At 72.9% G+C, this 18861-nt stretch carries 17 protein-coding genes; 10 read left to right on the plus strand and 7 right to left on the minus strand.

The features are described from left to right. Positions 1-244 precede the first annotated feature (244 nt). Positions 245-634, plus strand: coding sequence for a VOC family protein (locus tag ACYVJE_RS18740; RefSeq protein WP_459157578.1), 390 nt, complete (start codon positions 245-247; stop codon positions 632-634). A 303-nt stretch (positions 635-937) separates the two neighbouring features. Here ACYVJE_RS18740 and ACYVJE_RS18745 read toward each other — a convergent pair whose 3' ends face one another. Further along, the gene (locus tag ACYVJE_RS18745) at positions 938-2233 is read right to left on the minus strand and encodes a DUF1479 domain-containing protein (RefSeq protein ID WP_461145462.1); all 1296 of its coding nucleotides are present in this window, start codon (positions 2231-2233) and stop codon (positions 938-940) included. 88 nt (positions 2234-2321) lie between these two features. On the opposite strand from ACYVJE_RS18745, the gene ACYVJE_RS18750 reads away from it, so the two are divergent. Beyond that, complete coding sequence (locus ACYVJE_RS18750; protein ID WP_461145463.1) at positions 2322-3452, plus strand: ROK family transcriptional regulator; 1131 nt, start codon at positions 2322-2324, stop codon at positions 3450-3452. On the opposite strand, the gene ACYVJE_RS18755 is transcribed toward ACYVJE_RS18750, so the two are convergent. Next, positions 3441-3869: a MerR family transcriptional regulator gene (locus ACYVJE_RS18755; RefSeq protein WP_461145464.1), complete on the minus strand. Its 429-nt coding sequence runs from the start codon at positions 3867-3869 to the stop codon at positions 3441-3443. The genes ACYVJE_RS18750 and ACYVJE_RS18755 overlap by 12 nt on opposite strands. A gap of 61 nt (positions 3870-3930) precedes the next feature. Here ACYVJE_RS18755 and ACYVJE_RS18760 point away from each other — a divergent pair, with 61 nt between their 5' ends. Beyond that, entirely contained in the window at positions 3931-5082 is a 1152-nt protein-coding gene (locus tag ACYVJE_RS18760; RefSeq protein ID WP_461145465.1) for an NADH:flavin oxidoreductase, read from the plus strand. A 62-nt stretch (positions 5083-5144) separates the two neighbouring features. Here the strand turns inward: ACYVJE_RS18760 and ACYVJE_RS18765 are convergent, their stop codons facing one another. The 3 genes from ACYVJE_RS18765 to ykgO all read right to left on the minus strand — a co-directional run bounded on the left by ACYVJE_RS18765 (position 5145) and on the right by ykgO (position 8952). After that, the gene (locus tag ACYVJE_RS18765) at positions 5145-7508 is read right to left on the minus strand and encodes a PLL family lectin (protein WP_461145466.1); all 2364 of its coding nucleotides are present in this window, start codon (positions 7506-7508) and stop codon (positions 5145-5147) included. Between the two features lie 57 nt (positions 7509-7565). Further along, complete coding sequence (locus ACYVJE_RS18770) at positions 7566-8141, minus strand: DUF4232 domain-containing protein (protein ID WP_461145467.1); 576 nt, start codon at positions 8139-8141, stop codon at positions 7566-7568. 688 nt (positions 8142-8829) lie between these two features. Then, on the minus strand, positions 8830-8952 hold the full coding sequence (ykgO, locus tag ACYVJE_RS18775; RefSeq protein WP_459157583.1) for a type B 50S ribosomal protein L36: 123 nt from the start codon (positions 8950-8952) through the stop codon (positions 8830-8832). Positions 8953-9357: 405 nt separating this feature from the next. Here ykgO and ACYVJE_RS18780 point away from each other — a divergent pair, with 405 nt between their 5' ends. Then, positions 9358-9558, plus strand: coding sequence for a cold-shock protein (locus ACYVJE_RS18780; protein WP_459157584.1), 201 nt, complete (start codon positions 9358-9360; stop codon positions 9556-9558). A 118-nt stretch (positions 9559-9676) separates the two neighbouring features. Here ACYVJE_RS18780 and ACYVJE_RS18785 read toward each other — a convergent pair whose 3' ends face one another. After that, complete coding sequence (locus ACYVJE_RS18785) at positions 9677-9811, minus strand: hypothetical protein (protein ID WP_461145468.1); 135 nt, start codon at positions 9809-9811, stop codon at positions 9677-9679. A gap of 441 nt (positions 9812-10252) precedes the next feature. On the opposite strand from ACYVJE_RS18785, the gene ACYVJE_RS18790 reads away from it, so the two are divergent. Further along, positions 10253-11581, plus strand: coding sequence for a heparan-alpha-glucosaminide N-acetyltransferase domain-containing protein (locus tag ACYVJE_RS18790; protein ID WP_461145469.1), 1329 nt, complete (start codon positions 10253-10255; stop codon positions 11579-11581). A gap of 84 nt (positions 11582-11665) precedes the next feature. On the opposite strand, the gene ACYVJE_RS18795 is transcribed toward ACYVJE_RS18790, so the two are convergent. Then, a complete protein-coding gene (locus ACYVJE_RS18795) occupies positions 11666-12817 on the minus strand; it encodes a M20/M25/M40 family metallo-hydrolase (RefSeq protein ID WP_461145480.1) in 1152 nt (383 codons plus the stop codon). Between the two features lie 231 nt (positions 12818-13048). Between ACYVJE_RS18795 and ACYVJE_RS18800 the strand changes: the two genes are divergently transcribed. From ACYVJE_RS18800 to ACYVJE_RS18820, 5 genes are all read left to right on the plus strand, one after another. Beyond that, positions 13049-13672 carry a phosphatase PAP2 family protein gene (locus ACYVJE_RS18800; RefSeq protein WP_461145470.1) on the plus strand — a complete coding sequence of 208 codons (624 nt, stop codon included), beginning with the start codon at positions 13049-13051 and terminating at the stop codon, positions 13670-13672. Between the two features lie 110 nt (positions 13673-13782). Beyond that, positions 13783-14949 carry a tRNA dihydrouridine synthase DusB gene (gene dusB / locus ACYVJE_RS18805; RefSeq protein ID WP_461145471.1) on the plus strand — a complete coding sequence of 389 codons (1167 nt, stop codon included), beginning with the start codon at positions 13783-13785 and terminating at the stop codon, positions 14947-14949. An 80-nt stretch (positions 14950-15029) separates the two neighbouring features. Next, on the plus strand, positions 15030-15404 hold the full coding sequence (locus ACYVJE_RS18810) for a hypothetical protein (protein ID WP_461145481.1): 375 nt from the start codon (positions 15030-15032) through the stop codon (positions 15402-15404). Between the two features lie 459 nt (positions 15405-15863). Next, the gene (locus ACYVJE_RS18815) at positions 15864-16736 is read left to right on the plus strand and encodes a GGDEF domain-containing protein (protein ID WP_459157588.1); all 873 of its coding nucleotides are present in this window, start codon (positions 15864-15866) and stop codon (positions 16734-16736) included. A 271-nt stretch (positions 16737-17007) separates the two neighbouring features. Beyond that, positions 17008-18738, plus strand: coding sequence for a hypothetical protein (locus ACYVJE_RS18820; protein ID WP_461145472.1), 1731 nt, complete (start codon positions 17008-17010; stop codon positions 18736-18738). The last annotated feature ends 123 nt before the right edge of the window (positions 18739-18861 follow it).

An 18861-nucleotide genomic window follows, 5' to 3' on the forward strand; every position in this document is an offset into this window, starting at 1 on the left:
TCCTCCACCGCATCAGGGGCGGCCCCGGGACCGCCAACCCACGATGAGGTGGGAGCTCACCCCAGACAGCAGGAGCTTCTCGAGCGCTACGACCACGTGGGCGGCCCGGCCGGGCGAGGACCCGAAAATCCGTCGCGCCTGCTCGCCGCGCCCGGTACGGTTTCGAGCCGTTCGCACTTCGGAGAGCCCGAGGGCTCCGCGCGCGGCCGCCTTGGCCGTTCCCAGGATGAAAGCAGGTTCGTTGATGGCATGTCGTATCGGTGAGCTCGTGCTCGATTGCCGCGATCCCGAGGTGCTGGCGCGGTTCTGGTGCGAGGTCCTGGACTTCGTGGAGCTCGGTCGCGAAGAGGGCCAAGGGGGTTACGCCATCGAGATCGGGCCGCGCGAAGGGTTCGGCGGGCCGCAGCCGACGATCATCCTCAGAAGCGGGGACGAGCCGGAGCAGGGGAAGTCCCGGCTGCACATCGACGTCAACCCCACCGACCGCGATCAGGACGCCGAACTCGAACGCCTCCTGAAGCTCGGGGCGCGCCCGGCCGACATCGGCCAGACCGGCGAGGAGCAGTGGAACGTCCTCGCCGACCCCGAAGGCAACGCGTTCTGCCTGCTCAAGGCCCGCCTCAACCCACTCTGACGGCTCTGCGTCCCCGGTGCGGCACTCTTCCCACCGGCAGCAACGGCTCCAGCGTCGCCCACTGCGCATCCGTCACATCCCCACGTGCCGCATCAAGGTCACCCCAGGCCTTGCTCCACTCCTGCAGCACGACCGAGGCTTCGAGCGACCGGACCGCTGGGCGAGTCCGGAGCACATCGCGGTAGCGCGCGAGTGCCGGCAGCGCGGCGTTCCCATCGCGATGACCTCTTCGGCCAGCGCCGCCGACGTCGGAGCGCCCGCGCGCGAGGAACTGCCCGAGCGCTGCCGGTCAGCCGGATCCGGTCACTCGAATCCGAGGCCGCGTCGCCCGATCTCGTTGAGCTGGTCGTAGGTGAAGCGGCCGGTCCAGTCGCGCTCGTAGTGCTCCGCCGGGAAGTCGTCGGGGCTGGAACCGGTGCGGAAGGCTTCGCGGACGCTGGCCGCGTACTCCTCGTTGCGGGGGCACCACGGGGCGGCGGGGATGTACATGACGTTGCCCCACCCCTTCTGGTCGGTGACCGGCGCGACGCTGTGGATCACGTCGCAGTGCCACCAGACGGAGTCGCCGGCCCGGATGTCGGGGATGCCGGTGAGTGCTTCCAGCACGTCGGTGTGCCACTTGTTGCTGGCGGGGAAGACCTGGTTGGTGGTCACCCCGCACATGTCGTCCTCGGGCACGTCCGGCAGCAGGGGGCGCAGCATGAGGTAGGCCATGGCCTCCGGGACGGGCACGGCGTGCAGCACGCCCTGGTCGTGCGCCATGTCCGACAGCGCCGTCCAGCCCTGGAAGGTGCGGAACGCCGAGCACATGGTGGTTCCGGGGTACTGGGGACCGGCGGTGCGGTGCGCGGCGTCCCAGGGGTCGTACTGCTCGACGGTGCCGTCGAAGAGGTGGCGGAAGGCCCGCTGGTAGGCCTGCGTCATCCACAGGTCGAGGGTGCCGGGGTCGGAGTGGGTGCCCAGACCCGCCGAGTCGGCCCCTTCCGGGCGGCGGCGGATGCGGTCGGGGTACATCGCGTCGCGGTTCGGGTCGAACCACTGCACTCCTCCGGACTCGTGCTTCCAGAAGGAGTTGAGGAAGGCCTGCACGCGCGCCATCCGGTCGCTCTGGCGGGCCTGCATCTGGGCCGACGACCAGTAGATCGGGTAGATCTCGGGGGTGGAGCCGACGCTGCCGAAGAAGTCGTCGCCGGGCCCGCGGTAGTTCTCGAAGAAGTTGTTCCGCTCGACGTAGTCGACGATGTCGTCGTCCCACGCCTGGGCCTGGTCGCGGTCGAAGTGCCCGCGCACGACGAGGCAGCCGCGCCGGGCGACCTTGTCGCGCTGCTCCGCGCTCGCGGTGCCGTCGGCGATGTCGTCGTAGTCGATGATCGGCCAGACGTCCTCCCCGCGTTCCTTCTCCGCCTCGATCTCGGCCACCCGGGCGGCGATGCGCCGCTCCACGACGGCGAAGACCTCCTCGACGGTGCGCCCGGAGGCCTCGATGCGCGCCCGCAGCGCGGGCTTGATCTCCCGGACCGCTGCGGACAGGTCCTCGGGTTCGGTCTCCCAGTGGGGCAGCGGCGGCAGGACTCGCGCGGGACCGGAGGTGGTGCTCATGTCGAACTCCTTTGGTCAGGTCTCCTAACTTGTGGGCAAGCTAACTCTCACGCGCACTTTGGGCAAGACTCCTGACTAAACTGGTGCCATGTCTTCCGCCAAGCCATCGCTGGGGCTGCTGCGCTCGCTGACCGACGAGCACGTGCTGCGGGTGGTCATGGAGCGGGGGCGGTCGACCCGCGCGGAGATCGCGACGTCCACGGGGATCTCCAAGCCGACGATCTCCGAGAGCGTGCGGCGGCTGAGCGAGGCGGGCGTGCTGGTGGACACGGGCGAGCGGACGACCGGCCGCGGGCGGGCCGGTTCCTACTACTCGTTGACCGCGGACTGCGGGACCGCGCTGGTCGCCGGTATCGCCCCGTCCGGCGTGACCGCCGAAGCGGTGGACGCCTTCGGCCGGGTCGTCGCCCGCAGCCGGGCGGAACTGGGCAGAGCGGCCGGCCCGGAGCTGGCCGCCGAGGCGCTCGCGGAGGTGGCCGGCGAGCTGCGCGGCGAGGCACCCGGCGGTCTGCGCTGCGCCGTGGTGAGCGCGGCGGACCCGGTCGACCGCGCGACCGGGCGCCTGGAGCAGTTGCCGGACGTGCCGTTCCTCGTCGGTGATCTGGACCCGGTCGCCGCCCTGGCCCCGTGCGTCGACGGGGCGGTGCTGGTCGACAACGACGTGAACTGGGCGGCCTCCGCCGAGCGCAGCGGGGGGTGCGCGGAAGGCGTCGACGACTTCGTGTACGTGCACCTCGGCGAGGGCCTCGGCTGCGCAGTGGTCAACGACGGAGAAGTGCGCCGCGGGCACCGCGGCCTGGTCGGCGAGATCGCCCACGTCTGCACCGGGGGGCCGGACGGCGCGGCGCTGCCGCTGACCGAGGTGTTCGGTGCTCTCGGACTCCGCCACGAGGGGGCGACCGCCATCGACGTCGAGGCGCTGCGGCGCGCGATCCGCGCGGGCGACGCGGCGGCGGAGCGCTCGTGCGCGGCGCTCGCACGCGCCGTGTGCGGGGTGTTGTCGGCGGCCGTGGCCTTCGCCGATCCCCAGCTCGTCGTCCTCGGGGGGTCGTGGGGGACCGAGCCGGCGGTGGTCCGGGCGATCACCGAGGAGTGCGCCGGATCCCCGCGTCCCGTGCCGGTCACCCCGGCTCAGGTGGCCGAGCCGGAAATGGCGGGTGCCCGCGCCCGCGCCGTGGAACGGCTGCGGGAGCTCATCATCTCCTCGTCACCCCGCTGAACCCGTCGTCCCGCGCGGCTCCGGCCGCTGCGGCCCGCCGTCGCGGCAGGTGCGCTCGCCGCCGTCCGCGGCCGTCTCGATCACCCGGTCCATGACGTCGCGGGAGCGCTGCAGGTCGCTGATCATCCGGTCGATGCGGTCGCGCTCGGCGGAGAGCTCGGCGACCAGCTGGGGCGTGGCGGCCTCGGACGGGCCGCCGTCGGTGTCGCGCATGCAGGGCAGCAGCTGTGCGATCTTGGAGCTGCACAGACCGGCCGCGTACAGCTCCTGGATGCGGGCGACGCGGTCCACGGCGCTCTCGGAGTACTCGCGGTGCCCGCCCGACGTGCGCTGAGCCGCCAGCATCCCCTGCTGCTCGTAGTACCGCAGCGAGCGCTCGCTGACGCCGGTGCGCCGCGCCAGTTCGCCGATCCGCATGGCGCACCTCACGCCCTTCCGAGTTGAACCTGACACATGTGTCAGATTCTACCGTGGCGGCATGGCGGAAACAGCAGGCAACGTGCAGAGCAACGCCCGCGCGCGGTTGTTCGAGCCCTACCAGCTCGGCCCCACCGCGCTGCGCAACCGCACCGTGCTCGCCCCCATGACGCGCGTGAGCGCCGAACCGGACGGCACGGTCTCCGACCGCATCGCGGAGTACTACCGCATCTTCGCCGCCGGCGGGTTCGCCGCGCTGATCACCGAGGGCCTCCACGTCGACACGGCCCACAGCCCCGGCTACTTCAACCAGCCCGGCATCGCCACCGACGCGCACGTCCAGTCGTGGCGCGCGGTCACCGACGCCGTCCACGGTGCGGGCTCGGCCATCATCGCCCAGCTCATGCACGCCGGGCCGCAGGTGCAGGGCAACCCGTACGGCCTGGGACCGGTCGGCCCCACCGACGAGCCCGCGCGCGGGCAGCAGCTGAGCATCTACGGCGGCTCCGGGCCCTACCCCGCGCCGACGCCGCTCGCGGTCGAGGACATCGGCGCGATCCGCCAGGCCTTCGCCGACTCCGCGCTGCGCGCCCGCGAGGCCGGCTTCGACGGCGTGGAGATCCACGGCGCCAACGGTTACCTGCTGGACGCGTTCCTCACCGACTACCTCAACGACCGCGACGACCGCTACGGCGGCTCCCCGCAGAACCGCGCGCGGCTCACCGCCGAGGTCGCGGGCGCCGTCCGCGCGGCCGCGGGCGAGGACTTCCTCGTCGGTGTGCGCATCTCCCAGGGCAAGGTCGGCGACCCCGCCCACAAGTGGGCCGGCGGCGCGGACGAGGCCGAGGCCGTCTTCACCGAACTGGCCGGCACCGGCGTCGACTACGTCCACACGACCGAGCACATCGCCGCGGCACCGGCCTTCGCGGACGACACCCGGTCGCTGGCGGCGCTGGCCGGCCAGTTCACCGGTGCCGCCGTCATCGCCAACGGCCACATCGACACCCCCGAGGACGCGGACGCCCTGCTCGAGCAGGGCCACGCCGACCTCGTCGCCCTCGGCCAGTCGGCGCTGGCCAACCGCGACTGGCCCGAGCGGGTGCGCACCGGTGCACCGCTCGACGACCGCTTCGTCCCCGTCGACGGCGGGCTCGCCGACGTCGAGGACTGGGAGACCGACGCCGACGCCCTCCTGGCCGATCCAGCACGCTGACCCCGACCGCGCGAGCGGGGTCGGGCGTCCCGCGCGAACGCCCGACCCCTGGCGGCGCGGCCTCAGCCGGCGCGCAACGAGTCGAGCAGCGGCTCCCACGGCCCCCAGTCCCCGGAGGGATCCGGACGGGTCGTGGTCACCATGTCGCCGTCCTCGGCGATCGCGAACGCCGCGGCCGAGCCACCGGGCAGTCCGACCGCGACCGGATCGCCGGAGAGCGCGCCGTCCACCTCGCGAGCGGCCTCCCAGCCGCCGTGCGGGCCCTCCTGGCGGATCGCGATGAGCCCGCCTCCCGAACCGCGGACCAGCACCTCGAGCCGCCCGTCCGGTTCGATCAGGGCCGCCGGGACCCCGGCGCACGCCCCGCCGAGGGCGGACCACCGACCACCCGGCTGCGGCTGCGCGTAGAGGCCCTCGTCCTCGCCGACGGCGAGGACCACGACGGTTCCGTCCGGCAGGGCGAACGCGGCCGGATCGGCCGACATCGTGCCGCCGAGGTCCTCCCACGGCGACCAGCCCGCACCCGCCGTGCCCTGCGTGCTGGTGAGCACCTGGCCCTCCGGCCCGCGGGCGAACACGGACGCGGTGCCGTCCGGACGCACCGCCACCGCGGGCGTGCCCTGCAGCTGCTCCCCACCGAAGTCCGTCCAGCCGGTCCAGTGGCCGCCCCGGCCCGCCTGCGAGGAGCCGTGCAGCTTGCCGTCCTCGCCGATGGCGTACGCGGCCAGCGAACCGTCGGGGTTCAGCACGACCGCCGGATCACCGGCGACCCGCTCGCCGACGTGCTCCCACTCGCCCCACGGAGCCCCCGGGGCGGGGCAGCTGGACACCGCGATCCGGCCGTCGCGAGCGCGGGCGAACACCCACAGCGCGTCCTCCGGGTCGCGCGCCACGACCGGTGCGCCCTCCGGCTCCGCGCCGATCCCGAGCCAGCCGACCCAGTCACCACCCGGCGCGACCTGCCACGCCGTGACGACTTCGCCCGTGCTGGAACTGCCCGCGAACGCCGACAGCGTGCCGGCCGGGGTCGCGATCACCCAGGAACCGAAGGCCTTCGGGTGCGCCGGTTCGGGCTGCGGCGGACGCTGGGCCGGTGGCCGCCCGGGCTGTCCGGGACGACTCGGTTGCCCCGGTTGCCCCGGTTGGCCGGGCTGGCCGGGTTGCTGATTTCCAGGCTGGCCGGGCCGCCCAGGACGCCCCGGCTGCCCGGGGGGCTGGTTTCCGGGCTGGCGCGGCGGTTGCTGGCCCGGCTGACCGGGCTGCCCGGGGTGGCCGGGCTGCTGATTTCCAGGCTGACCGGGCTGCCCCGGATGACCGGGCTGGGGCGGCTGCTGGTTGCCCGGTGGGCGCCCCGGCTGCCCCCGACCCGGCTGACCCTGGCCGGGCGGCGGTCCCGGTGGCGGCTGCTGCTCGAACTGCTCGCGCGTCTTGCCCAGCAGCGCCTCGGCGTCCTCCTCGCGCTGGTCGTAGCGCTCCCCGAACGCTGACTTCTGCACTTCCTGCGCGAGCTGGCCGGCGCTCACGTCCGGCCCCAGCTTCCGGTCCTCTTCGAGCGCACGCTCGAAGAACTGGTGCGCCGCGTAGTTGACGTTCATGACCTCCTGCGGCGACCCCCAGTCCATGCTGGGCCGCTGCTGGAACACGCCGAGCGAGTCGGCGTGGCCGTAGTTGAGGTTGGTCATCTCCGACTCGACCAAGCCGGTCTCGAACGCCGCCAGCATGACCCGCGGCGAGGCGTTCCTCTCCTTGCCGACGAGGAAGACCGTCTTGGCGACCTCGGGGTCGGGACGCGGCACGTTGTTCCCGTCGCTCGGCGGCGGCCCCTGCGGGGCCGGCGGGTACTGCGGTTCCGGCGGCCGCGGCTCGCCCTGCTGCGGCGGCTGGTTGGGCTGCGGCTGGTTGGGCTGCGGCTGGTTGGGCTGCGGCTGGTTGGGCTGCGGCTGGTTGGGCTGCGGCTGGTTGGGCTGGGGCTGGTTCGGCGGCGGCTTCGGCGGGTGCTGGTTCCCCTGCCCGCCGAGGCTCGGCAGGTTCCACGGCCGCGGGTCGTCGCACTCCGGAGAGGCCACCACGGAGATGTGGAAGTGCTTGGTGTGCGGGTTGCTGCCGTCGTACCGCACCCACTGCCACGGGTTGAACTGCGGCCGCGTGTCCAGGATGAGGCCGTTCGCGATGAGGTACTTGATCCGCGGGTCCTTGCTGGCGGCGAGCTCATCGGTGAGCCGGTCGATGTCGACCCCGTTCCGCGGATCGTGCGTGATGTCCATCGCGGTCACGATTCCCGGCCCGTAGTGCGGGTTGTGATCGCTCCGGCTGTTCTGGTGGCTCCGGTCGCCGATGGTTCCGTCGCTGGCCTCGTTGCGGTTCGGGAAGGCCCGGTCGATCTGCTCCTTGAGCACCTCGAGACTTCGCGCCAATCGCCAGTTCATGCTCAACCCCCGTTCTTCCGTGCGCTCTCCGGCTCAACAGTTCTGCGGCGGCCGGGATCAGCCCGCGTACAGCTGGCTGTGCTCGACGCGCATGTCGTCGCAGATCGCTCCGAGGTTCCACGGCAGCCTGATCGGTTCGTCCTGCCCCGGCGGATAGATGAGCGCCCCCAGCGCATCCGTGCAGCCCCCGTTGTGGATGTCCCACGACATGTCCTGCAGGGCGCCGCCGCGCGTGGGCAGCGTCAGCTCAGGACCGGGGCCGGCCGGGGTGTCGAGCGTGTCCCCGCCCAGCTCGACGCCCTGACCATCGGTGAACACCACGCGCGCACGCCCCTGCACCACGCAGGGCTCCGCACCCACGTTGGCGAGCCGAAGCGTGGTGTGCATCTTCCCGTCCGGTCCCGTCGAGACGTGCGCCCCCTTGCTCGGGTAGAACCGCGCCCGCAGCTGCTCGGTCCGGCACGGCGGCGCGCTACCCGCGTCAGCCGCCGACCCCGTTTCGTCCTGTGTGGACTCCGCCGCGGTCTCGCCCGACTCGGATCCGGTCGCCGTCTCCGCAGCGGAGCCCTCCCCGCTCTCCGGTTCGTCCGATGTGGTCTCCCCGCTCCGCGGAGCGGGCTTGGTCACGGTCACGGTCTCGGGCGATGACCCGGATCCGGGCTGCTGCCATCCGCACCCCGAGGCCACGGCCGCGGTCGTCAGCACCGCTCCGAGCAAGCGAACCCAACGATCGCCCCCAGAAAGAAGCACGCGTTTCCCCCACTTCCCGATCGCGCTCTGCCAACACAGCGCGCATGAAGATCGCAGGATCACCCGACCGTGTCCACCGATTCCTTCGATCCCCACGATTTTCACCCGTCCGGAGCAAGACCGGCACGAGAAGTCGCTCACCGAGCGGCGCCGATCCGCCCGTTCCGGAGCAACGATCCACCGCAATTCGGTAGGTTGGGGCGCGGAGCGCGCTTTCGCGCGGGAATCGGACCAAACAGGTATTCCTCCCCGTCCGCGCTTTCCGCCGGAAACGGGACGTACCGCGCCGAACGAAGCTGCGATCGCGCGGACGTGGAGCACCTCGACGTCGAGATCGAGGCGCGCTGCGCCGATCCGGACGAAATCGGTCGACGACTGGACGAAGTCGACGGCCGCGGCACCTTCGTCGAGGTCGGAGCGATCGAGCACGACGGCGACCGCGGGCGCCCGCAGCAGCAGCGCGAGGGGCGCACGCGGTCGCCGGGCGTCGAACCGCCCAGCTCGCGGCGCGCTCGTGCAACGACCTGCTGCGCGCCGCGCGGTGAGCGACCTCCGGGCGCGGAACGAGCCCTCAGCCCTGCCGGGCCTTGTACCGCGGGTCGCTCTTGTTGATCACGAAGACCTTGCCGTGCCGGCGCACGACCTGGGCTCCGGGCTTGCTCTTCAACGAGCGCAGCGAGCTGCGCACCTTCATCGGCACACCTCCGGGGCTCCGGCAGCTAATCTGCAATGAAAATCGTTTTCGAGAGCCAGCCTACAGATCCCGCGCGCAACAGCGGAGGACCACCCGAACGCGCCGAACCAGCAGGCCACCGGCCCCACGCGCGGCCCGGGGCGCGCGCTCGCGACGCGCCGGGACCGGCTGATCACCACGATCGGGGCAGAGGTGGTCGCCTCGTGGAGCTCCGTGGCGTACAGTGACCCCAGGTCTGAAGTTTTTGTGTTCGTGTATCACCACGCTCGCAAAGAACGTCGTTGCGGGCGCCGTTGCGTTTCTTCTTGCTGGGCAAGCCGGAGACCTCGTCGTCGCATGGACCAACCCCCGGTCGTGCAGTGCGGCCGGGACAGCAAGCCGCTGTCGAAAGATCGAGGAAGCATCATGACTACCGGCACCGTGAAGTGGTTCAGCTCGGAGAAGGGCTTCGGCTTCATCGCCCGCGAGGGCGAGCCGGACGTGTTCGTCCACTACTCGGAGATCCAGGGCACGGGCTTCCGCACCCTGGAGGAGAACCAGCAGGTCGAGTTCGAGATCAGCCAGACCCCGAAGGGGCCCCAGGCGGTCAACGTCGTCGCCCTCTGAACGATTCGCGGAACGCGGCGCCTGCACGGGCCGGTGCTCGGCACCACCCGTGCGCCCGCGTGATGTGACTCGCCGCGGACCACGCGGCTACGACCCCGGCCGGACGGCCGGGGTCGTTTCACGTCGCCGGCTGCGTGCGGGACCGGTCGAACAGCAGGGCCAACCGCACAGCGGACCGGCTGTACAGCAGGGCCAACCGCACGGCGGCGCCGGGCGCAGGCGGCGCGGTGGCCGCCCCCGAGCTCATCCGCACGCGCCGAGTCGATCCTGCCGTCCGGAGGAGTGCACCGGAGCCGCGCACTGCGTACTCTTGATCACGGTGAGGCGAGCGGGCCGCACGATCACCGCCCCCCGGGCGGTGCGGTCGTGCGCCGTCCCGGGCCGACCGGCGGCCGCACCGACCGGCGGCCGGGCCGGTCGGCGGTGGGGGAGGGCATCGGCGGACCGCACGCGCGACCACCCCGCACAGCGGAACGTCTCCTGCATCTGATTCGCTCAGCGTGTCGGGAACGCAGCGCAACCCGGAGACGTCTCACTCGTCCGGATTAGATGAGCTGTGTCTTCGACGACGCCTAGTAGCACCGAGTCGACAGCACAGCCACCGTGACAACGGGCATGTAGGCCGATCGGTGAGAATGTGCCGAGCAGCAACGCACAGCCAGGATGAGACGGGAATATGAGTTCGACTGAACCAGTGAGCGCTCCGCAGGAAGCCGCGGCGCGGGACGGCTCGTCCCCGGCCTCGGACGGGTCCCGCACCCCGCCGCAGGACCCGCCGCCGGCGAACGGCAGCAGCTCGGGCGAATCGTCCGGCACCGGCGGGAAGGCCAAGTCGGCGGCGGGATCGGCCGCCCGACTGGTCGGCATCGACTTCGCGCGCGCGATCGCCATCCTCGGCATGTTCGCCTCGCACGTCGGTCCCACCGACTACGACCACCCGCACTCGTGGGCGTTCCTGCCGTTCCACGGGCGGGCGGCGATCCTCTTCGCCGTGCTCGCGGGGATCTCGATCGCCATCATGTCCGGCAGCAGGGAACCGGCGGTCGGCCGCAGCTGGCGCAAGGCGCTCGTCCGCATCGGCACCCGCGCCGTGCTGATGCTCGCGCTCGGCCTGGTCATGAACCAGGTCTTCATCGTGCCGGTGTGGATCATCCTCGCCTACTACGGCGGGTTCTTCCTGCTCTCGCTGCCGTTCCTGCGCATGCGCGCGGGGAGCCTGGGGCTGCTGGCGGCGTTCATGATCGCGTTCGCGCCCGTCGTCTCGTGGTGGATCCGCAGCGCCTACTTCCCGAAGACGCTGATGGACACGCCGCTCAACGACCTGGACTTCGCCATGCTCACGTCCCTGAGCGGGATCGGGGAGTTCGCCGTGACGCTGATGCTGACGGGCGTGTTCCCCACCTTCATCTGGATCGGCTACGTCCTCGCCGGCATGGCCCTGGGCCGGCTCGACCTCACGTCGCTCGCGGTCGCGCGCCGGCTCACCTTCGGCGGCGCCGCCCTCGCCGCCGTCGCCTACGTCTCCTCCTGGTTGACGCTGTACGCGTTCGGCGGGATCAACCGCATCTACGCGACGATCCAGTCCTACGCCGATGCCGACGGGGTCGCGGTCAACGATTTCCTGCACCTGAACCTGTTCCGGATCCAGGGCACCCCACCGACCGACACGCCGGCCTGGCTGCTGCTGCCCTACGCGCACGTGGGCACCCCGTTCAACGGTGCCGCCGGCGTCGGGCTCTCGCTGCTCGTGATCGGGGGGTGCATGTGGCTGCAGCCCTACACGGCCCGCTTCATGAAACCGTTCGCCGCGGTGGGGGCGATCTCGCTGACGTGCTACGTCGGCCACCTCGTCGTGATGCAGCTGCTCTGGGGCGGTGAGCCGAACTCGACCGCGACGAACGCCCTGCTGTTCCTCGCCGGCAGCGTGCTGTTCGCGGTGCTCTGGCAGCGCTGGTACGGGCAGGGCCCGCTGGAGAAGTTCGTCGCGAAGATCTCCTCCAGGGCCACCCGCTCGGTGCCCTGAACCACCCCGCTGCACGAGAACCGGCGCCGGTCCCGCACCGGCGCCGGTTCTTCTGCGCGGGCCGGGGGACGCGGCGCCCGGGGCTCAGCGCCCGCTCGTCGCGCCGAGCCGCGCGAGGATCCCGGCCAGCAGGGCGATCCGCCCCGGGGACCGCCCGGGGTCGAAGTGCTCGTCGCGCGAGTGCGGCCCCGCCCCGGCACCGCCGAGGCCGTCCAGCACGGGGCGGCCGAGCGCGGAGACGAAGTTGGCGTCGCTGACGCCGCCGACCGCCACGCCCTCCAGCGGCTGGCCGAGTTCCGCGGCCACCTCCCCGGCCGTGGCGAACAGCTCCTGCGAGGGCGGGTTGGGGTTCATCGGCGGACGGTTCCAGCCTCCGGTGACCCGCACCTCCACCCGCGGGTCGGCCGCGTGCAGGGCCGCCAGTCCGGCGTCGATGCGCGCCCGCTCGTCCGGGTCCTGGATGCGGACGTCGATCTCGCAGGTCGCCCGCCCGGCCACGACGTTGCGGCCGGTTCCGCCCTCGATGCGGCCGATGTTGACGGTCGTGCCCGCCTCAGGTGCGGCCAGGGCGGCGATCCGCGGGACGAGTTCGGCCAGGGCGTGCACCGCGCTGGCCCCGGCCGTGGGGTCCAGTCCGGCGTGCGCCTCGACGCCGCGGGTGGTCACCTCGAACATGCCGAGCCCCTTGCGGTGGGTCTTCACCGTGCCGGCGCGCCCCGGTTCGAGCACGAGCGTGCCGTCCGCGGCCGCGCAGGCGCGTTCGATGTGCTCCCGCGAGGCGTCGCTGCCGATCTCCTCGTCCCCGGTGAGCAGGAACCGCACGGAGGGGTGCGGGATGCCCAGCTCGCGCAGCAGCACCAGCGCGCGGACCCCGTGGACGGTGCCGATCTTCATGTCCAGGCAGCCGGGGCCGGTGGCCCGGTCGCCGTCCACCCGGAACGGCCACTCCGCGAGCGTGCCGACCGGCCACACCGTGTCGTAGTGGCACAGCAGCAGCACCCGGCCCGGCGCGGTTCCGGGGAAGGTCACGTCGAGGACGTCGCCGCGCCGGCCCCCGTCGTACAGGGTGCGGGTCTCCGGCCGCCCGAGGCGCTCGACCAGCAGGGCTTCGTGCTCGGCCACCCCCCGCTCCAACGCGTCCCGGTCGTGACTGGGGGTTTCCCGCTCGACCAGGCGCCGCACGTCGGCGAGGACCTCCGGCAGGGCGTCCTCGGCGGCTCGGGCCACGTCCCGCATCCCGTGCACTGGGCCTCCTCGGAGGAATCCGTCGGCTCGTTCGGCGTGTCCGTCGGGTGGAGCTGGGTCCGTCGGGAGGAACCGGCGGCGACACTACCGCCCAGCACGGTGCGCGCACACGCGAACACCCTCGCCGAGCGCGGCCACCCACCCGCATGATCGACATCCCCGCACTGCACAGACAATGCGTAGTGTCAACAACAGGGCGGTGAACATCAGCAGGAGGAATGGATGGATCACGGGGCGGGCAGCGCCGAGGCCGCGGGCGAGGTGGACGGCGTTCCGGACATCAGCGTCGACGGTTACCGCGCGATCACCGGGTTCGCGCACAGCACGCCGGGCTGGCTGCAGGCCTCGCTCGAGGTGGCGACCTCGGCGGTGGTCCTCCTGCTCGGACTGCTGATGGTGGTGAACCTGTGGCGCGTGCGGGGCAGCGGTCGCCGGGCCCTCGCCCTGGGCGTGGCCGCACCCGCGGTGACCGCGCTGGCCTACGGGATCAGCGAGGCGCTGAAGAGCGTCCTCGAGCAGGGGCGCCCGTGCCGCGCCGTGCCGGACGCGTTACCGAGCCTCGTCGACTGCCCCGCCGTCGGCGACTGGTCGCTTCCCAGCAACCACTCAACGATCGCCGCCGCTGCCGCGGTCGCGCTGGTCATCGCCTGGCGGTCCGCAGCCGTTCCCGCCCTCCTGCTCGCCGTGCTCGAGGGCTTCACGCGCATCTCCCTCGGGGTGCACTACCCCCACGACGTGCTCGCCGGGTTCCTGCTCGGCGGGGTGGTCGCCGCGCTGGGCGCGCTGCTGGTGGCGAAGCTCGCGGCGGACCGGTCCGCCAGCCCGGTCCGGACGCCCGCCGGGTAGTGCTGCCGACCCCGGGGAGGACGCCTCCCGGGGGACGTCCCCGGAACGGAGAGCCCGGGAAGGCGGGCCTGGGGAGAGATCGGCGGCCGCGTCGGGGACAATCACCGGTGATGACCGTGCTCGATCCGACCCTTCGAGCGGCGACCCCGGGAGTCGCCCCGCCGCTGCGCATCGGCGCGCACACCGTCGACACGCCGGTCGTGCTCGCACCGATGGCCGGGATCACGAACGCGCCGTTCCGCCAGTTGTGCCGGGAGTACGGGGCAGGCCTGTACGTCTGCGAGATGATCACCTCGCGGGCGCTGGTCGAGCGCCACCCCAAGACGATGCGGATGATCCGGTTCGACGAGCGGGAGCACCCGCGGTCGCTGCAGCTCTACGGCGTCGACCCCGCCACGATGCACGAGGCGGTGCGGATGGTGGCCGAGGAGGACTTGGCCGATCACGTGGACATGAACTTCGGCTGCCCGGTGCCGAAGGTCACCCGCCGGGGCGGCGGCTCGGCGCTGCCGTACAAGCGCCGGCTGTTCGGCGACATCGTGGGCGCGGCGGTGCGCGCGGCCGAGCCCGCGGGCATCCCGGTGACGGTGAAGTTCCGGGTCGGCATCGACGACGAGCACGTCACGCACCTCGACGCGGGCCGGATCGCCGCTGACAGCGGTGCCGCTGCGGTCACCCTGCACGGGCGGACCGCGGCGCAGCGGTACTCGGGGACCGCGGACTGGCGGGCGATCGCCCGCCTGGTCGAGCACGTGCCGGACATCCCGGTGCTGGGCAACGGCGACATCTTCCGCGCCTCCGACGCGCTGCGGATGATGTCGGAAACGGGCTGCGCCGGGGTGGTCGTCGGACGCGGCTGCATGGGGCGCCCCTGGCTGTTCCGCGACCTGCAGGCGGCGTTCGCCGGCGAGCCGGTCCCGGAACCGCCCGCGCTCGGGGAGATCACCCGGGTCATCCGCAGGCACGCGGAGCTGCTGGCAGCGGAGATGGGCGAGGACGCCGGTCTGCGCGACCTCCGCAAGCACGTGTCGCAGTACCTGCGCGGGTTCCCGGTGGGTTCGGAGCTGCGCCGGCAGTTCGGCCTGGTGTCGCGGCTGCCGGAGCTCGACGACCTGCTGGCCCGGTTGGACCCGAGCACCCCCTTCCCGCCGGAGGCGGAGGGCCCGCGGGGGCGCCAGGGCTCGGCGAGCACCGTCGTGCTGCCGGAGGGCTGGCTGGACGATCCCGAGGACCCCAGCGTCCCGGCGGGCGCCGAGATGGACCACAACGGCGGTTGATCGCGGTGCTCGACGGAACCAGCCTGCGACACCGCGGATTCCGCGGTGTCCTCTGTGGTCTGGTTCCGCTCGTGCTCGTGATGGCGGGGTGTGCGGCGGATCGCGAGGCCGAACCGCTGCGGCTGTCCCAGCGGTACTTCGCCGCGAACAACACGGCGGCGCGCGAAGGCCCCGACGCGCAGCGCGATTTCTTCCGCCGCACCCAGCACCCGGACTTCCCCGCTCAGGAGTGCGATCTCGGCGGCTCCACCGTGGAGTTCGACCCGGCGTGGTCGACGCTGCGCCGCGATCCGCAGTTCACCTCGGACGGGATCGAGCCGCGCGGCGCGGTGTGGGTGGTGGGGGTCGAGGTCACCACGCGCCGCGACGGCGTCGTCCAGTCCCGGCAGATCGGTTCGCAGCACCTGGTGATGCTGAACGGCTCGCTGTACGGGTTCGCGCCGTGCGCCCGGTGAGGAGCCGGGCTCGCGGCGGGGGAGCTCGCGGGCGCGCCGCTCGGCGGCGGGCCCCTCCGGCGAGCGGTACCCGCCCCCGCGGGCACGAGCCGGGTACCGACCGCCCGGGCCGACGAGGCACCGGTTTCCTTGCTGGGGCAACGGATCACCGGGTGTGCCAGCCCTTTCGGCGGGGCGCCCCGGACGGCGGCCGCACGTCGCGGGCTCCCGCGGCGTCCGACCGCGGAAACCGGGACGAGTGACGAACAACACAGCGGAACCGCTCCCCCGTGCGGGTGGGGCTTGCGCACAGCGGTTTTGCGCACGCCAGGAGGCCGGTACACATCCGGGAAGTTGGACGGATGTGCACTCGTGCGCGCACACTCGCTCAGCCGGACGAGCGAATTCGAGTCGTACTCGGATCTGCTGGCTCAAGCGATCCGTCCCAGGCGACGACATCACGGACGGGAGGTGAGCGCGATGGCCGGACTGCGCAACGGGTTCGCCGGTTCGGAACCGGTCCGCGAGGGCGCGTCCGCGACGCCACCTCCCGGAAGCCGCTCCGGCCGCGAGGGCGCGGGGAGCACCGGCATGGCCGAGCTGCACGAGTCGATAGCGCGGTTACTCGCGGCGCGGGGCCAGTGGCGGCAGGCCTACCACCACCTGCGCTCCGCGCTCGACCTCATGTCCACGACGGAGACGGTGCAGGTGCCGGAGCAACTCCGGCACGAGGTGAACCGGCTGCGCAGGGAGCGCGCCGAAGCCCGCGAGCTGAGCAGGCGCGACAGCCTCACCGCGAGCTACAACCGCCGCTACCTCCACGAGCGGCTCGCCGACATGCTCTCGGCGCACACCGGCGGGTCCGGGTCCGGGCTCGCCCTGGCCCTGGTCGACCTGGACTGGTTCAAGCAGGTCAACGACACGCACGGGCACCTGCTCGGCGACCGCGTGCTGCAGGACCTCGTCGAGCTGCTCCACCAGGCCCTGCCCACCGAGGGGTTCTGCGCGCGCTACGGCGGCGAGGAGTTCGTCCTGGTCCTGCCGGAGATCGAACCGACGACGGCCGTGTCGGTCTGCGAACAGGCCCGCGCGCGAGTGGAGAAGCACCCCTGGACGCGGTTGGCCGCGGGGTTGCGTGTCACGATCAGCGTTGGATTGGCCCATGAGCGCACCGCGGGCCAGTCCGCGCCGCCGTCCGCGGAGCAACAGCTGATCAGTGCCGATGCCTTGCTGTACGCGGCGAAGCAGGCCGGACGGAACGCGGTGGCGTACCGCTGCGGCAAGGAGGTGCGATTGGCGGGCATGGCCGCGGGACGCCGCTCGGCTCCACCGCGCCCGACCGCCGACTACTGAACGCGATCAACACATCGCAGCGCGCCACGGCGGGCGGCTGTTCACCCGCTTTCAACCGAAAGCGATGCACCAAATTGGACGAGCGAGGCAGCCATGTCGTGCACTGGCTGTGAATAAGTTGTCGTCGGTATCGTCAGTTTGGGCGACCCGCCGTACTATTTCGATGGCGCCGGTCGATATCTGTCGGGGGATAGCGGCCGCGTTCGGATAACGTTGCGGTTGCACGCACGTCACATGGCAGTCGAGACGTACGCATTGGGAGGGACATCTGGTGCCGCACGATCCCCGGCATGGCGAGCTCGGGCACCGGGACTCCCGCCCGACCGGTGATGACGGCCCTCCTCAGGCCCAGAACGGCTCCGAGGCCGACGCGAACGGCGGCCGCAGGCGCCGCCGCGCCGCGGGCGAGGAGGGAACCAGCGGAACCCACGTCATCGACCTGCTGTCCAAGCACGGCAAGGCCCCGCAGGAGACGAGCGCGCACCGGCGCCGCGCCGAACCGGAGCAGCCCGCCCCGAACGGGTCCGAGGCCGCCGGCCGGAAGCCCGCACGACCGCCGCAGGCCGCGCCCGGCGAGCCGCCGCCCCCGTCGCGCGCGAACCCCCCGGCCCGACCGAACGGCGCCGCTCCCGCCGATCCCTCCGCTGCCTGGCCGGCACGACCCGAGGCCGGGCGCAACGGGTCCGGCCCGAACGGGTCCGCAGCGCCGGCGCACCCCCGCCCGGAACCCAACGGCAGGCCCCCGGGCGCGAACGGGGCGCCACCTGCCGGCGGCACGCCCTCCCCCAACAACCCCCAGCCGAACGGCGGGCCCCGGAGCGGCAGCGCCCCGCAGGCCGGCACCAGCACCCCCGGCGCCGCGCAGAACGGCACCGCGCAGAACGGCGCCCCGCAGACGAGTGGTGGGCAGGGGGGCGCCGCGCCGAACGCCCCGCAGCCGCCCCGGAGCACCGGGCAGGGCCCGGCGTCCAACGGCGCCGCGCCGGAAGGCGCCTTCCCGCAGCGACCACCGGCTCCGCCCGCGTCCTCCCCCCAGAGCAACGGGCATCCGCAACCGCCGGCCGGCCCCGCCGCCGGGCAACCGCCGCAGGGCGCGGCCGCAGCACCTCCGCGGCCGCCGCAGGGGCAGCCCCCGGGACAGCCCCAAGGGCAGCCGCCCGGTCGTCCCGGGGGCAACCGCGGGTGGCACCCGCCGCAGTCCGCCCCCCAAACCCCCGCGGGCTCCGCTCCCCAGGCGGGGCCGGGTCCGCAGGCGGGACCGAGCACGACGGCCGCACCGCCGGCCGCCCCGGCGGGAGGTTCCCCGCAGAACGGCAACCGCCCCCCGGCCGGCCCCGCCGCCGGGTCCGAACCGGCCACGCGGATCACGCAGGCGCTGAGCAGCGGTGCGAGCGCGGCCTCTGCTCCGGGCGCGGACGCGCCGACGACGCAGCACGCCCCGGTCTCCGCGGCGGAGGACGCCCGGTCCGCACCGGCCGCGCCTCCCCGCCCGTCGGCCCCCGCGGCACCGCGGCCGGCCGCGGCCGACCCCGAGGCGACGGCGCAGCACGGTGCGCTGGGCGGCGCGGAAACGGCGCTCACCGGTGCCGTCGACCCCTATGACGAGCCCGAGCAGGACGAGTCCCTGCTGGAGGACTCGGTCGAGTACGTCCCGGACTTCGACGCTTTCGACGACGAGGAGGACGACTCCGCAGAGGAGGACGACGAGCGCGAGGTCGAGGAGATCGACGCGACGCTGGCCCGCTTCTCCGCGGTGCACGACGAGATCGCCCGGGAGGAGGAGGCCCGGCGCAACAAGTTCAAGTGGCTGCGCCGCAAGGGTTCCGAACCCGAGCTCGGCAAGGACATGCCGTTCGACTTCGTCCAGGACCAGGACGGCACCTCCCGCGTGGAGCGCAAGAAGCAGCGCCGCAAGCGCCGCACCCACGTGCTCTTCGCGGCGGTCGCCGTGGCCGCCTCGATCATCGTGTTCCTCACGGTGGGCATGGCGTGGAGCGCCTAGGGCGTGTTTCAGAAGTGGATCTCTGGGTGAGATGATCTTGGTGTGGGACGTGGAGATCTGACCGATCAGCAGTGGGCGAAGCTGGAGCCGTTGCTGCCGGTAGGGGTCAAGAGTGGGCGGCCG

The organism is Salinifilum aidingensis, from assembly GCF_054782015.1.

Bases quoted from the DNA above. Each gene is read 5' to 3' on its own strand.
- ACYVJE_RS18740 (WP_459157578.1), top strand. From the start codon at position 245: ATGGCATGTCGTATCGGTGAGCTCGTGCTCGATTGCCGCGATCCCGAG.
- ACYVJE_RS18745 (WP_461145462.1), bottom strand. From the start codon at position 2,233: ATGAGCACCACCTCCGGTCCCGCGCGAGTCCTGCCGCCGCTGCCCCAC.
- ACYVJE_RS18750 (WP_461145463.1), top strand. From the start codon at position 2,322: ATGTCTTCCGCCAAGCCATCGCTGGGGCTGCTGCGCTCGCTGACCGAC.
- ACYVJE_RS18755 (WP_461145464.1), bottom strand. From the start codon at position 3,869: ATGCGGATCGGCGAACTGGCGCGGCGCACCGGCGTCAGCGAGCGCTCG.
- ACYVJE_RS18760 (WP_461145465.1), top strand. From the start codon at position 3,931: ATGGCGGAAACAGCAGGCAACGTGCAGAGCAACGCCCGCGCGCGGTTG.
- ACYVJE_RS18765 (WP_461145466.1), bottom strand. From the start codon at position 7,508: ATGAACTGGCGATTGGCGCGAAGTCTCGAGGTGCTCAAGGAGCAGATC.
- ykgO (WP_459157583.1), bottom strand. From the start codon at position 8,952: ATGAAGGTGCGCAGCTCGCTGCGCTCGTTGAAGAGCAAGCCCGGAGCC.
- ACYVJE_RS18780 (WP_459157584.1), top strand. From the start codon at position 9,358: ATGACTACCGGCACCGTGAAGTGGTTCAGCTCGGAGAAGGGCTTCGGC.
- ACYVJE_RS18795 (WP_461145480.1), bottom strand. From the start codon at position 12,817: ATGCGGGACGTGGCCCGAGCCGCCGAGGACGCCCTGCCGGAGGTCCTC.
- ACYVJE_RS18800 (WP_461145470.1), top strand. From the start codon at position 13,049: ATGGATCACGGGGCGGGCAGCGCCGAGGCCGCGGGCGAGGTGGACGGC.
- dusB (WP_461145471.1), top strand. From the start codon at position 13,783: ATGACCGTGCTCGATCCGACCCTTCGAGCGGCGACCCCGGGAGTCGCC.
- ACYVJE_RS18810 (WP_461145481.1), top strand. From the start codon at position 15,030: ATGGCGGGGTGTGCGGCGGATCGCGAGGCCGAACCGCTGCGGCTGTCC.
- ACYVJE_RS18815 (WP_459157588.1), top strand. From the start codon at position 15,864: ATGGCCGGACTGCGCAACGGGTTCGCCGGTTCGGAACCGGTCCGCGAG.